Annotated in this window: 15 protein-coding genes; 3 read left to right on the top strand and 12 right to left on the bottom strand. The window is 23.7% G+C overall.

Going from position 1 to position 13,206, the window contains the following annotated elements; translation table 11 throughout:
• Nucleotides 1–64: 64 nt before the first annotated feature.
• Nucleotides 65–1,324, top strand: coding sequence for a Mu transposase C-terminal domain-containing protein (locus EV215_RS00470; protein WP_134111852.1), 1,260 nt, complete (start codon nt 65–67; stop codon nt 1,322–1,324).
• A gap of 45 nt (nt 1,325–1,369) precedes the next feature.
• Here the strand turns inward: EV215_RS00470 and EV215_RS00465 are convergent, their stop codons facing one another.
• The 12 genes from EV215_RS00465 to udk form a co-directional block, all read right to left on the bottom strand.
• Nucleotides 1,370–1,987, bottom strand: coding sequence for a hypothetical protein (locus EV215_RS00465; RefSeq protein WP_134111851.1), 618 nt, complete (start codon nt 1,985–1,987; stop codon nt 1,370–1,372).
• A gap of 9 nt (nt 1,988–1,996) precedes the next feature.
• Nucleotides 1,997–3,697, bottom strand: coding sequence for a polyamine aminopropyltransferase (locus EV215_RS00460; protein ID WP_134111850.1), 1,701 nt, complete (start codon nt 3,695–3,697; stop codon nt 1,997–1,999).
• The gene (locus EV215_RS00455) at nt 3,697–4,542 is read right to left on the bottom strand and encodes a DUF350 domain-containing protein (protein WP_134111848.1); all 846 of its coding nucleotides are present in this window, start codon (nt 4,540–4,542) and stop codon (nt 3,697–3,699) included. The genes EV215_RS00460 and EV215_RS00455 overlap by 1 nt, the downstream gene beginning before the upstream one ends.
• A 27-nt stretch (nt 4,543–4,569) precedes the next feature.
• Nucleotides 4,570–4,809, bottom strand: a complete 240-nt coding sequence (locus EV215_RS00450; RefSeq protein ID WP_134111846.1) for a hypothetical protein — start codon at nt 4,807–4,809, stop codon at nt 4,570–4,572.
• Between the two features lie 18 nt (nt 4,810–4,827).
• Nucleotides 4,828–5,505, bottom strand: a complete 678-nt coding sequence (locus tag EV215_RS00445) for a PspA/IM30 family protein (protein ID WP_134111844.1) — start codon at nt 5,503–5,505, stop codon at nt 4,828–4,830.
• A 46-nt stretch (nt 5,506–5,551) separates the two neighbouring features.
• The gene (locus EV215_RS00440; protein WP_134111842.1) at nt 5,552–5,977 is read right to left on the bottom strand and encodes a hypothetical protein; all 426 of its coding nucleotides are present in this window, start codon (nt 5,975–5,977) and stop codon (nt 5,552–5,554) included.
• Nucleotides 5,978–6,135: 158 nt separating this feature from the next.
• Nucleotides 6,136–7,050 (bottom strand): branched-chain amino acid transaminase, encoded by a 915-nt coding sequence (locus EV215_RS00435; RefSeq protein WP_134111840.1) that lies wholly within the window; start codon nt 7,048–7,050, stop codon nt 6,136–6,138.
• 13 nt (nt 7,051–7,063) lie between these two features.
• Nucleotides 7,064–7,996, bottom strand: a complete 933-nt coding sequence (locus tag EV215_RS00430; protein ID WP_134111838.1) for an L-lactate dehydrogenase — start codon at nt 7,994–7,996, stop codon at nt 7,064–7,066.
• 108 nt (nt 7,997–8,104) lie between these two features.
• On the bottom strand, nt 8,105–8,893 hold the full coding sequence (locus tag EV215_RS00425; protein ID WP_134111837.1) for an HAD family hydrolase: 789 nt from the start codon (nt 8,891–8,893) through the stop codon (nt 8,105–8,107).
• Nucleotides 8,894–8,986: 93 nt separating this feature from the next.
• Nucleotides 8,987–9,241, bottom strand: coding sequence for an STAS-like domain-containing protein (locus EV215_RS00420; RefSeq protein ID WP_134111836.1), 255 nt, complete (start codon nt 9,239–9,241; stop codon nt 8,987–8,989).
• A gap of 84 nt (nt 9,242–9,325) precedes the next feature.
• Nucleotides 9,326–10,084, bottom strand: a complete 759-nt coding sequence (locus tag EV215_RS00415; RefSeq protein WP_134111834.1) for an exodeoxyribonuclease III — start codon at nt 10,082–10,084, stop codon at nt 9,326–9,328.
• A gap of 3 nt (nt 10,085–10,087) precedes the next feature.
• Nucleotides 10,088–10,720: a uridine kinase gene (gene udk, locus EV215_RS00410; RefSeq protein WP_134111832.1), complete on the bottom strand. Its 633-nt coding sequence runs from the start codon at nt 10,718–10,720 to the stop codon at nt 10,088–10,090.
• 210 nt (nt 10,721–10,930) lie between these two features.
• On the opposite strand from udk, the gene EV215_RS00405 reads away from it, so the two are divergent.
• Both EV215_RS00405 and EV215_RS00400 read left to right on the top strand, forming a co-directional pair.
• On the top strand, nt 10,931–11,476 hold the full coding sequence (locus EV215_RS00405; protein WP_134111830.1) for a CoA-binding protein: 546 nt from the start codon (nt 10,931–10,933) through the stop codon (nt 11,474–11,476).
• Between the two features lie 90 nt (nt 11,477–11,566).
• Nucleotides 11,567–13,186, top strand: coding sequence for a DEAD/DEAH box helicase (locus EV215_RS00400; RefSeq protein ID WP_134111828.1), 1,620 nt, complete (start codon nt 11,567–11,569; stop codon nt 13,184–13,186).
• Nucleotides 13,187–13,206 lie beyond the last annotated feature (20 nt).

The following is a 13,206-nucleotide window of genomic DNA, read 5'->3' as shown; positions in this document are numbered from 1 at the left end:
TTATTAGTGTTTGACATAAAAATAGTTTTTTTATACAATAATAGAGAATAAATGGGGGTAAAAAATGGATAAAATAGAAAAAAATAGCATAGAAATAACAAGATATAATATAATAAAGCCTTTTTTAAAAAAACAAAAAAATTTAAAAGAGATAAGTAAAGAAAGTGATGTTTCATACAGCACATTAAAAAGATGGGTAAGTGCATATAAAAAAAATGGTTTAGAAGGTCTCAAAAAAAATACAAGAAAAGATAAAAATACTTTTAGAATATTGGATACTGAAACTGTAGAAAAAATAGAAGAGATTTATACAGAAAATCCTGCTATCAAGATACTTGATATTTATAAACTCGTGTCTAAAATAAATAAAAATATAAATTATGATACAGTCTATAGAGTAATAAATAATTTAGATCCATTTGTAAAAAAAGTAGTTGATAAAAACGTTCCTTTTACCAAAACATCAAATGAAATATTTGAATATAGTTATAAAATATTAAATATAAAAATATTAGATGAAACAACAGATGAGTTAAAAAATCCATTTTTACATATTATTTATGATAGTTTTTCAAAAGGAATATGTAGTTTTTATATTAATTTTGAACCCCTAACAATAGAAGAAATATATCTTTTACTTAGAAAGGCTATACTAAAAAATAATTATGAATATGATATTTATGGTAAACCTAAAGAATTTATTATTAATAATCAAAAAGTGAATCAAAAAAATATTTTTTTAGAAATCGAAAAAAAACTAAATATAAAAACTTTTTTATGTTATGAAAATGAAAATAGTAATAAAGATTTTTATTATGAACTAGAAGAGATATATTTGAAAGATTTTTTAATTTATGAAAATACTGAATTAAATTATAAAGAGCTTGTAAAAATAGTAAAGAACTTTATCTATTTAACATATAATTATAGAAAATATATTATTTGGGATAAAAATTTAAAACAGATTGAATTTATTAGAGATGAAAATATATTAAATCCTTTATTAATATCAATAAATAGTAAAAGAAAAGTCCAAATTCAAGGAGTGAGATATAACAATCTATTTTATTCAAATAAAATATTAAATGAATATATAGGTAAAAGCATAACTATAAAAATAGATTATAATAATATGCAGTATATAAAAGTGTATTATAATAATAATTTTCTTTGTATAGCAAAATCAGAAAGTTTTTATAATAAAATAATAAATTATTATGAGTTCCAAGCAATAAAAAGATATATTTTAATAAAATATTATAATAAAGATATAAGTTTTACTGAATTTATAAAAGAATTTGAAAATATTATAAAAGAATATTAATTTAATAAAAAAATGAGCAGTTGTTATCGCTCATTTTTTTATTGATTATTTAAATAAATTTTTCAATTTTTTTAAAATAGAATCTTTTTGTTTAATATTTTTTTCATTTTTTATAAGCTCTACATTTGAGATATATTCACCAATAGATACTTCTACTACATTATCTTCATCTACTTCAATACTTAAAAATTTTTCACCTGTTTTATCTTCTAAATCAGATATCCATACAGGATAAGAAATAGGATTTTTATTACGGCCATTTACCCAACTAATAACATGAGCTTCATATAACATATTGTTATCATCATATAATTTATATTTTATATCTTTATATTTAATAGTTGTTTTATGATTATCATAAGTTATATTTTTCATGTCTTCATGTGTTTTAACTTCAGATTTTGGAATAATTTTCCAAATAGAATATTCCCAAATATATTCTTCGTTTTTATCCACTCCAATATATACTTTTTCACCTATTTCATTTACACCAGTGAAATCAAACCAATAATCATCGTCATCTTCAACATCTATATATTTATATATAGCAGTTATTTCATACCATGTATCATCAATAACAATAAAATCACTTAGTTGGACATCTTCAGGTTTTATTGATACTTTTTGAATTCTACCAGTTCCAGTTTCTGTATAATTTGACATATTTCCTCCTTAATAATCTTTCCAGCCATCTAATAAATAAAAATCAAGTAATACAGGATTAGCTAAAGTATTTATTATATAATTTTTATTATCATCTAATAAACCTTTTCTAAAATTTAAACTTGAAATAAATGTAGCAGGGTCTATTTCTTTTGTCTTAACTTCCCAATTTTTAAGATTTTTAAATCGTGAAATTAAATAGTCTTTATTAATTTTTCGTTGAGAGCCCATTATAAATCCCCAGTCTCCAAAACTAGGAACATCAATATGATACGGAACAGTATTAAATCCCGCTGCTTCCATGGTTTTTTTAATAGTCCAGAATGCTTTTTTCGAATAAGTTGGAGAGGTAGATTGCATTACAAAAACTCCATTTTTTGATAATTTTCGCTTTACATTTATAAAAAATTCTAAAGAATATAATTTTGTAAGTTCTATATTGTTTGGATCTGGAAAATCTATTATAACTACATCATAAAATTTATTAACGTTTTCAAGAAATTTTTTAGCATCTACATTAAAAACATTTACTTTTGCAATTTTTTCATATTCATATAATTTTGTTTCAAAATTATAACCTTTTTCTTTATAAATGTCTTTTTGTTTATCTGTATAATTTATAAAATCAGCTTTTAATGTTTGGACTCTACTATCTTTAAAAGAATTATTATTTATTTTTTTCATAATAGGATTGTTTTTAGCAAACTTTATCATTTCAGGATCTAAATCAACCAAAGTAACTTCTTTTACATCTTTAAATTTTAATACTTCACGAAGAGCACAGCCATCTCCGCCACCAAGAATTAACACACGACTTCTATTCCATAGTGATAAAGCAGGAATAACAAGAGATTCGTGATATATTTTTTCATCTCCTTCATATAATTGAGTATTTCCATTAATATATAGATAGTGTTTTTTTGTAGTACTATTTCTAGTAAGGACTATACTTTGATAAGGAGTGTCTATTTTATATATAATAGGATCTTTAAATAATTTTTGATAAATAAGATTTTCCCATTTATCAGAATTGATAAAAGAATATATTATCATAAATGACGTTATAATGAAAATTATTATTTTTCCATTATTTTTATTTCTTTCAGTTTTAGTTAAATATAAAAATGTAATTAAAGCTGCAATAAAATTAAAAGATGCAACAACATAACTCATTTTATATAGAGGTAATTTTATTTTAATAATAAAAAAGAGCCAAACTAAAGTACCGATAAAACTTCCTATATAATCCATAGAAAAAATCAAAGAAATTACATGAGTAGTTTCTTTGAGATATAATTTACTCAATCTAATTAAAAGAGGGATTTCAGCGCCAACTAATAACCCTATAAAAATTATATAAAAATAAAGAAAAAGTAAAAAGTTATGGCTAGTATATCCAAAAGCCCATAAAACAACAATAGGAGCAGAAGAACCTAATATAGCTAATAAAATTTCAATAGTTACAAATCCTGTTATAAGCTGATTATTTTTAATTAATAGTTGGATAGAACCGCCGATTCCCATCATTAAAAGCATAACACCAATTACAATACCCCATTGAATAGCAGAATTTCCTAAAATATCTGTAGAAAGTTTTGCTAAGATATATTCATTGATTATCCCAGACATTCCAGTAAAAAACATACTAACAGCAAAAAGTAATAAAATATATTTTTTTTCGCTTTTATTGTTTGTTATTTTATTTTGCATTAGAGATTTGCTCCTATTATTATAGAAACTGCAATTGTTAACATTGAAACAATAAAAATTAATCCCCAATTTTTATCTTTTTCTATAACTTCATTTGTTATATTAACTTTTGGAAATATAATTTTATCAATACTATATCCAAATAAGAGTAAAAGAACCCCACCTTTTATAGCACTTATAATATAAAAAATTGCATCTTGCAACATTTCAGTAGAATCTCCAAGTAAAGAATAATAGTTTATAACAGATATTGCAAGTAATAATCCCCCTAAAAACAAACTAGCAGCAATATTATTTTTGCTAATTTCTTTTACATCATCAAAAGGAGTCAATTTTAATGCAATTAAGAAAAATAAAATAAGAACTGTCTGACCCAGTATAAAAAATAAAAGTACCGATATTACACTTCCACCGTCACCAATGAGAGTAGCTCTTGCAGTCATACTTGTAGCAATAATATAACAAAGTTCAAATAAAGCAACAGCAGTATTTCCTTTTTTTAGAGCAGCAATATTATTTATTTCTGATAATAAAAGTTTATCTCCTATAAATACAGCTATAAATATTAATATAAACATTAATATTGAATATAAGAAAAAACTAATAATATCATTAAATAAGCCAATAGAACCACCAAATATTTCACCACTAGAGGCATAAATTACTCCAAATAAAATTGCAGCAAATCTTATAGCAAAAACATTTGATTTTCCATTAATAATTTTATTTAATTCTTCTTTATTTGTTAAATTAAAAAACTTTTTTACCAATAATGCTAATATAACTACTATAATAATAGTTGTAATAGTATAAATATCATTAATATTTATTATATTATTTAACATTCTAAGTACCCCTTTTCTTGATTTTTTTTACTTTCCAGAAGAAAAACTTCTATTTCTAGCTCTACTACTACTAGTTCTTTTTGAAGTGCTAAATGGTTTAGTTGTAATATTATTGTTAATTATTGTAGTTCTTCTACTACCGCCCCACCACCAAAAAAAACCACCATGTGACGGATAAAAGTATGCTCTACGTTCACATGAGCTAATAAGAACAAATAGAAGAAATATTATGATAATCATAAAAAGCATTTTATTATTGTTGTTCATAATTTCCCCTTCCTATTCTTATTTATTTAATTCAGATTTTAATTTAGCTAATTCATCATCAACATCACTATTTCCATTTAATGATTCAAATTGAGCTTCTAAATCTTCTCCAGTTAGTTCTTTATTAATTTCTTCTATAGCATCAGCTTCATTTATTATTTTATTTGCTTTTTCTTCCATTTTGCTAAAACTATCAAATGCACTTTTTCCTATTGTAGAAGTAGTACTTTTTAATTCGTTTATTTTCTTTTTAGCCTTTGCTGATTGAATTCTTGATTTTAAAAGATCTTTTTTTCTTTTAGCTTCTTCTATTTTATTTTCCATCATTTTAAGATCACTAATAAGTTTTTCAGTACTTGTAGAAATGGAATTTCTATCATTTTTTATTTGCTCTAATTCTTTTGTTAAAGCTTGTTTTTTTTCTAGTGCTTTTTTAGCAAGCTCTTCATTTCCAGCATTAAGAGCAGCTTTTGCATTATTTACCCATTTGTTTATTTCTTGTTCTAAAAATTTTATTTGTTTTGTAAGTCTTATTTCTTCAGCTTTTGTAGAAGCAATAGCTTGTTTAGCTTTAGTATATTCTTTTTCCATATCTAAAATATTTTGTTCTAATATTTTTTCTGGATCTTCCATTTTATCAATTATTGAATTTACATTTGATTTAAAAACTTTTCCTAGTCTATCAAATATTCCCATTTGTTATCCTCCTATTATTTTTATATTTTTTATTAAATTAATATATTTATTTATATTCTTTTATTATATTAAATATTTTTGGTAATGCAAGTTCTATAGCTTCAAAAACTTGTAAGACTTCATTTACATCAAGGTTTGTTATATTTAAAGATTCATTTATAACTAATTTTTGATTTTTTTCATCAGTTGAATCAATAGCAATAGATACAGGTAGTATTTCAGTATTTAGGTCTAATAGTTTTTTATATAAAGTTAGGTCCTCTTTTAATTGATTTAAATTAATTATTTCTTGTTGAATAAACAATATATTATCTTGTTTTACTATAATAGTTTTAGTGTCAATATCTTTTAGTGTAACTAAAGCAACAGAGTCATTTATGCTTTCATAATTATAGCCATTTTCAATTAAAATTTCAGAAATATTAAAATTTACAACTTGTCTTATACTAATATCGTTTATATTTTTTTTCATTGATAGAACCTCCATTTTTATTTTTTATAACATCATTATTCTATACGAAATTTATTAAAAAATCCTTTAAATTTAAAAATCAAATTAAAAAAAATTAGAACCTGTAAACTTAAACTTTTTAAAGTGTTCGGTTTACAAGTTCTATTAAATTTTTTGGATTATTTTACATAAGTTAACCATTTTTCATCATAAATAAGTTCACCTTTTACAAGTTTAAAATATTCATCTTGTATTTTATGCGTTATTGTTTTTTTACCTTTTCCTATTTTTATATTATCAATAGTATCTACAGGAGTTACTTCTGCTGCTGTACCAGTTAAAAATACTTCATCAGCTATATATAAAAATTCTCTTGGAATAACTTGTTCTTTGATTTCATATCCTAAATTTTTAGCTATTTTAATTATTGTATCTCTAGTAATACCTACAAGTGCAGAAGAACCAATAGGTGGAGTGTAGATTACATCATCAAGTATAGCAAATAGATTTTCACCACTTCCTTCACTTACATTTCCAGAATAATCTAAAGCTATTCCTTCATCATATCCATTTTCTAAAGCTTCCATTTTAATAAGTTGAGAACTTAAATAATTCCCTCCAGCTTTTGCCATTGTAGGCATAGTATTTGGAGCAAGCCTTCTCCATGAAGAAATTTGAGCTTTTATTCCATTTCTAAGGGCCTCTTCTCCAAGATATGCTCCCCATGGCCATACAGCTATCATTACTTCAACAGGACATTTTACAGGATTTACTCCTAAAACATTATATCCTCTATAAATTAGAGGTCTTATATAACCTGCTTTTAAATTATTAGCTTTTATAGTGTCAATGATTGCTTGCTTTACTTCTTCTTTACTATAAGGAACATCTGTTCTATATATTTTACAAGAATTAAATAATCTATCAATATGCTCATCAAGTCTAAATATAGCTGTTCCTTTTTTAGTTTCATAAGCTCTTATTCCTTCAAAAAAACTTGTACCGTAATGTAAAGCATGTGCTAATACATGTACTTTAGCATCATCATGATCTATTAAATTTCCATTCATCCAAATTTTTTGAGTATCTACCATTGTTAACTCCCCCTTATATTTTTACAGTATTAATTATTTTTTTTAAAAAATCTGCTGAATCTCTTAATTTTTCTTTTTCGGCTTCATTCAACTCTACTTTTAATATTTTTTCTATACCATTTTTTGAAATTATAGCAGGTAAAGCAAGGACAATATCATTAATATCATAAATATTATTTACATAAAGACCAACGGGTAAAATAGACTTTTCATTAACGGTAATAGCTCTAACTATTCTATAAATACTAGCAGCAATTCCATGGTTTGTATTTCCTTTTTTTAAAAAAATATCAAATCCAGAATCAACAACATATTTTTCTACTTCTTTTTTATTTATAGAAGGGAAATTATTTATTTTTGTAAAAGTATCTATATTTACTCCAAAGATATTACATAAAGACCATGGAATAAAACATGTTTTACCATGTTCTCCAAAAACATAAGCATTTATATTTTTAGGGTCAATATCAAATTTTGTACTTAAATAATATGTAAGTCTAGAAGTATCAAGTAATGTTCCAGAACTCATTACTTTATGAGCAGGAAATTTTGAATGTTTTATTGCAAAATAAGTAACAACATCAACAGGATTTGTCACTAAAATTAATATAGAATTAGGAGTATATTTTTCTAGTTCTTTCACTATTTCAACTGTTATTTTAGAATTTGCAGCAGCAATACTTTCTCTTGTATCACCTTTTTTTACTTGAATTCCTGCGGTAATAATAACGATATCACTATCTTTACAATCTTTATAAGTACCATAATTTAATTTTGTATTTTTGGTATAAAAAAGACTTTGAGTATGTCGAAAATCCATTATTTCAGCATAAGATTTTTCATTATTTATATCCACTAAGACAATCTCTGAGAAGTTACCAACATTAAAAAGATAGGATACAATGTCTGTTCCTACCATACCAGCTCCAATTACTGATATTTTCATAATTCTTTCACCTCATTTATACTAAACCATTTTAATTATAATATATTTATTTAATAAATATAAATATATTATATTTATTATTGTTATATAATTTATAAATTATTAAATTTATAAATTTTTTAGTACTTCTTTTAATGTTTTTACAACACCATTATTTTCATTACTATGTGTGATATATTTAGCTATTTCTTTTAATTTTGGATGAGCATTTTCCATTGCATAACTATAACCACTATTTTCTAGCATTTCTAAATCGTTTAAATAATCTCCAAAAGCCATAGTTTCATCTTTTGTTATATTATACTTTTTTTGTACTTTTTGTATAGCTACTCCTTTATTTCCATTAAGAGTCATTATATCAAGCCAATGTTTTGCAGATACAACTACTTTATATTTATCTTCAAATTTTTTAAAGTAAGGATAAACATTATGTTCAGAACCTTTAAAGTCATAAATTGCAACTTTTAAAATATCATCATTAATCTTTTCTAAATCTTTTATAATTTTATATTGGGCATAATATTTTCCTACTTCATTTAAAAAAGGTTTATAATCATCTTCTACATATGCTGATTTTTTACCACAAAGAACAATATAACAGTCGTCAATTTCTCTAACTAATTTAATAAATTCTGGTATTATTTTTTTATTTAAACTATTTGAAAAAATTTCTTTTTCTTGATGTATAACATAGTTTCCATTTTCTGCAATAAAAAGTATATCATCTTTATGTTTATAAAACTTTTCTAGTAAATTATAATATTGCCTTCCGCTTGCTACACAAAAAAGGATATTTTTGTTTTTTATTTCTTCTAAAACTTCCCAAAAGTCTTTGCTAATTTCATGATTATTATTTAATAAAGTACCATCCATATCAGTAGCTATAAGTTTTATCATAAAATCTCCTCTCTCTAAATTATTATTTTATAAAATATTTTATCATAAAAATAAAAAAGTAGGAATAACATTCCTACTAAAATTTGCTAAATTTTAATCATTAACAATTTTAAAAAGCATTTCTCTAATTTCAATATCTACATTAATAAAATTAATTTTATTTTTTATAATATCAAAATTATACTCTTTTATTATTTTTCCTATTGTAGAATTTAAAAAATCATATGTGATATTAGGAATAAATTTAAAATCTACTATAATTTTCATGCCTTTATCTAAATCCGATTTTATCTCTTTGTACAATATATCGGGATCTTTATTAATAAAATCTTTTATTTCTATAATCATTTCACTCAACCCCTTAAAAGATATTTCTGTAATTTATTATACAAAGAAAAATAAAATTTCCTTTTAAAAACATAAAAAATCTTATTAAATTATTTCAATAAATAGAGGACAGTGGTCAGAACCTTCAATCTCAGTTAAAATATCAGTTGATTTAATATTATTAATAAAATCTTTATTACAAGTAAAATAATCTATTCTCCAACCAACATTATTTTCTCTAGCTCTAGCTCTATAACTCCACCATGAATATTTAATTGTATTAGGATAAAAATGTCTAAAAATATCAATATATCCATTTGATAAATATTTTGTCATCCATTCTCTTTCTGCTGGTAAATAACCGGGATTTTCTTCGTTTTGTTTTGGTCTTGCTAGATCGATTTCTTTATGAGCTATATTATAATCTCCACAAATAAGAATATTTTTACCTTTTTTTACTAAATTGTTTGCATAATCTAGAATAGCATCACAAAAAGCTATTTTATAATCTATTCTTTTACCTTTTTCTTGACTATTTGGGAAATATGCATTTAATAAAATAAAATTATTAAATTCGGCAATAATAACCCTACCTTCATTATCAAATTCTTCAATTCCTAAGTTATAAATATTATTAGGTTTAATTTTCGTATAAATAGCAACTCCGCTATATCCTTTTTTTTCAGCAGACATAAAATATGATTTGTATTCGCCAATATTTAATAATTTATCACTAAGTTGTTCTTCTTGAGCTTTAGTTTCTTGTATACAAATTATATCTGGATTTTCTTTTTGTAACCATTCAATAAATCCTTTTCTTTCGGCAGCTCTTATTCCATTTACATTCCAAGAATAAATTTTCATATATTAAATAGCTCCTTTTTTTAAAAATCTTTTAAGTTTTGCTATTACCATATTTATAGCAACTTTATTTTGTCCTCCTCTAGGGATAATAACATCAGCATACCTTTTGCTAGGATCACAAAATTCTAAAAACATTGGTTTTACTGTAGATAAATATTGTTTTTTTACTGAATCAAATGTTCTACCTCTTTCATTTATATCTCTTTCTATTCTTCGAAGAAGCATTTCATCAGCATCAGTATCAACAAATATTTTTGTATCAAAAAGTTTTCTTATTTCAGGTACTGCAAGGACTAAAATTCCTTCTACTATAATTACTTTTGCAGGTTCTACCACTTCATATTCTTCTTTTCTAGCATGGTTGGTAAAGTCATAAATAGGTTTTTTAATACTTTTTCCATTAGCCAAGTCTAGAAGATGCTGTTTTAATAGTTCAAATTCAATAGAATTTGGATGGTCATAGTTTAATTTACTTCTTTCATCAAAACTCATATCAGGATTATCTCTATAATAAGAATCTTGAGATATTAAAACTACATCACTTGGGCTAAAAGCACTTACTAAATTTTGTGCTACTGTAGTCTTACCAGAACCACTTCCGCCAGCTATACCTACAAATAAGCAATTTTTATTCATTTAATAATCCTCCTAAAAATTTAAATATCTTTATTATTATATAATAATAACCATTAAATATCAAGAAATTATAATATACGAGTAATTGATAATAAAATTTTAAAATTTATACAAATAAAATTTGTTAAAAAAAGGAAATTAATACTTAATAAAGAATAAATTATAAAAAAGGTAAAAATTCTAAGAATAAAGATAAGAAAGGATGAAAAAATGAAAAAATGTCCAATATGCAGTTTTGATGTAGATGAAAATTTAACAAAATACAAGTTGAAAAAAGAAAATGAAATAGTTTATTTTTGTGGACCAAAATGTATGGAAGAATATCAAGGAATTAAAGAAGAAAAAAAAGATTTTACTAAAATATTTGAGAGCTCTAAAGTATTAGCAATAGTAGGGCTATCACCAAATGAAGCTAGAACAAGTTATCAAGTAGCTGCAAAACTCAAAGGATTTGGTTATGAAATAATTCCAGTTTATCCAAAGGCCGAAATTATACTAGGAGAAAAAGTATACAAGTCGATATTAGATATAGAAAAAGAGATAGATACAGCTATATTTTTTATTAATTCAAAACTGGTGTATCCTTTAGTAAAAGAAGCAATAGAAAAAAAAGTAAAAACTATTTGGTTACAAGAAGGAGTTATAAGTAAAGAATCTAAAAAAATGGCTTTTCATAATAATATAAATTTTGTAATGGATAGATGTTTTTACAAAGAACACATTAATTATATTAATAATAAAAATAATTTTAATTAATTAAAGCTTTACTTTTAAATGAAAATATAGTATAATAATTAAATTGGATAAAAAAATTAAAAAGTGAAAATAGGAGTTGAAAAGTAATTTATGAATTTTAATGAATTTAATATCAAAGAGGAGATAAAAAGAGCTATATCAGACTTAGGATATATTGAACCAACAGAAATACAAGAAAAAGCTATTCCTTTATTATTGGAAGGTTCTGATATAATAGGCCAATCTCAAACAGGAACTGGAAAGACAGCAGCATTTGCTATTCCAGCGCTTAATAAAGTTGATATAAGTATAAAAGCACCACAAATAATAATAGTATGCCCAACAAGAGAACTTGCTGTACAAGTGTCAAATGAATTTGAAAAATTATCAAAATATATAAGAGGACTAAATGTATTATCTATATATGGCGGAACATCAATAGAAAGACAAATTAAAGCATTAAAAAGAGGTGTACAAATAATAGTAGGAACACCTGGTAGAATAATGGATCATTTAAGAAGAAGAACATTAAAAGTAGATAATATTAATACTGTGATTTTAGATGAAGCAGATGAAATGCTAAAAATGGGATTTAGAGAAGATATAGAAACTATATTAGAGGATGTAAATGAAAATAGACAAACAGTACTTTTTTCAGCTACAATGCCACAAGTTATAATGAATATAGCAAAAAAATATCAAAACAATCCTAAAATAGTAAAAATAACACAAAAAACTGTTACAAGTGATACGATAAAACAACATTATTATTTAATAAATGAAAGAGATAAAAATGAAGCTGTAAATAGACTTGTACACTATTATAATCCAGAAAAATCAATTATATTTTGTAATACTAAAAATAAAGTAGATGATATTACAGAGCAATTACAAAAATTAGGTCTTCAATGTGAAAAAATCCATGGTGATTTAAAACAAGAAGCTAGAATGAGAGTACTTCAAAGATTTAATAAAGGAGATTTACAAGTTATAATTGCAACAGATGTAGCAGCTAGAGGGCTAGATATTCAAAATGTTGAACTTGTAATAAATTATGATCTTCCTGATAAAGAAGAGTATTATGTACATAGAATAGGTAGAAGTGGAAGAGCTGGGAAAAAAGGACATTCAATTACATTAACTACACCAAGAGAAAAAAGAAAACTAATAAATATAGAAAAATATATAAATAAAGAAATTACAAAAAAACTTATACCTTCTAAAGAAGATTTAAAATTAAAACAAATGGAGAATTTTTTATTTACAATAGAAGAAAATATAGAAAAATCAAATGATTTAGACATATACTTTGAAATATTACATAATTTATTTGATAGAGGTTATGAAATAAACGAAGTTGCTGCAGTTCTTCTTAAAATGAATACAGAGTTTTATGAAGATGAAAAATCAAAAGATGATATAAATTATAAAGAAAATAAAAAAAATAGAGATGGTAGAAATAGTAGAGATAGAAAAGGTTCAAATAAAGATACAACTAGAATGTATTTAAATGCAGGAAGAAAAGATAAAATTACTAAAAAAGATGTTTTGGGTGCAATATTAAATGAATGTAATCTTAAATCTCAAGATGTAGGAGATATTGATATATTAGATAAATTTTCATTTGTAGAAATAAGAAAATCAAAAGCAGATAAAGTATTAAAAATACTAAATGATAATAAACAAATAAAAGGTAGAAAAATTTCTATTGAAAAAGCAAAAAAAAGATAAATTAAAAAATGAGCCTTAGG

It is taken from the genome of Hypnocyclicus thermotrophus (assembly GCF_004365575.1).
Taxonomy (GTDB): Bacteria; Fusobacteriota; Fusobacteriia; order Fusobacteriales; family Fusobacteriaceae; genus Hypnocyclicus; species Hypnocyclicus thermotrophus.
The sequence above is the reverse complement of the archived record's forward strand: the minus strand, read 5'-3'. Positions and strand labels throughout refer to the sequence as shown.

Bases quoted from the DNA above. Each gene is read 5' to 3' on its own strand.
- EV215_RS00470 (WP_134111852.1), top strand. From the start codon at position 65: ATGGATAAAATAGAAAAAAATAGCATAGAAATAACAAGATATAATATA.
- EV215_RS00465 (WP_134111851.1), bottom strand. From the start codon at position 1,987: ATGTCAAATTATACAGAAACTGGAACTGGTAGAATTCAAAAAGTATCA.
- EV215_RS00460 (WP_134111850.1), bottom strand. From the start codon at position 3,697: ATGCAAAATAAAATAACAAACAATAAAAGCGAAAAAAAATATATTTTA.
- EV215_RS00455 (WP_134111848.1), bottom strand. From the start codon at position 4,542: ATGTTAAATAATATAATAAATATTAATGATATTTATACTATTACAACT.
- EV215_RS00450 (WP_134111846.1), bottom strand. From the start codon at position 4,809: ATGAACAACAATAATAAAATGCTTTTTATGATTATCATAATATTTCTT.
- EV215_RS00445 (WP_134111844.1), bottom strand. From the start codon at position 5,505: ATGGGAATATTTGATAGACTAGGAAAAGTTTTTAAATCAAATGTAAAT.
- EV215_RS00440 (WP_134111842.1), bottom strand. From the start codon at position 5,977: ATGAAAAAAAATATAAACGATATTAGTATAAGACAAGTTGTAAATTTT.
- EV215_RS00435 (WP_134111840.1), bottom strand. From the start codon at position 7,050: ATGGTAGATACTCAAAAAATTTGGATGAATGGAAATTTAATAGATCAT.
- EV215_RS00430 (WP_134111838.1), bottom strand. From the start codon at position 7,996: ATGAAAATATCAGTAATTGGAGCTGGTATGGTAGGAACAGACATTGTA.
- EV215_RS00425 (WP_134111837.1), bottom strand. From the start codon at position 8,893: ATGATAAAACTTATAGCTACTGATATGGATGGTACTTTATTAAATAAT.
- EV215_RS00420 (WP_134111836.1), bottom strand. From the start codon at position 9,241: ATGATTATAGAAATAAAAGATTTTATTAATAAAGATCCCGATATATTG.
- EV215_RS00415 (WP_134111834.1), bottom strand. From the start codon at position 10,084: ATGAAAATTTATTCTTGGAATGTAAATGGAATAAGAGCTGCCGAAAGA.
- udk (WP_134111832.1), bottom strand. From the start codon at position 10,720: ATGAATAAAAATTGCTTATTTGTAGGTATAGCTGGCGGAAGTGGTTCT.
- EV215_RS00405 (WP_134111830.1), top strand. From the start codon at position 10,931: ATGAAAAAATGTCCAATATGCAGTTTTGATGTAGATGAAAATTTAACA.
- EV215_RS00400 (WP_134111828.1), top strand. From the start codon at position 11,567: ATGAATTTTAATGAATTTAATATCAAAGAGGAGATAAAAAGAGCTATA.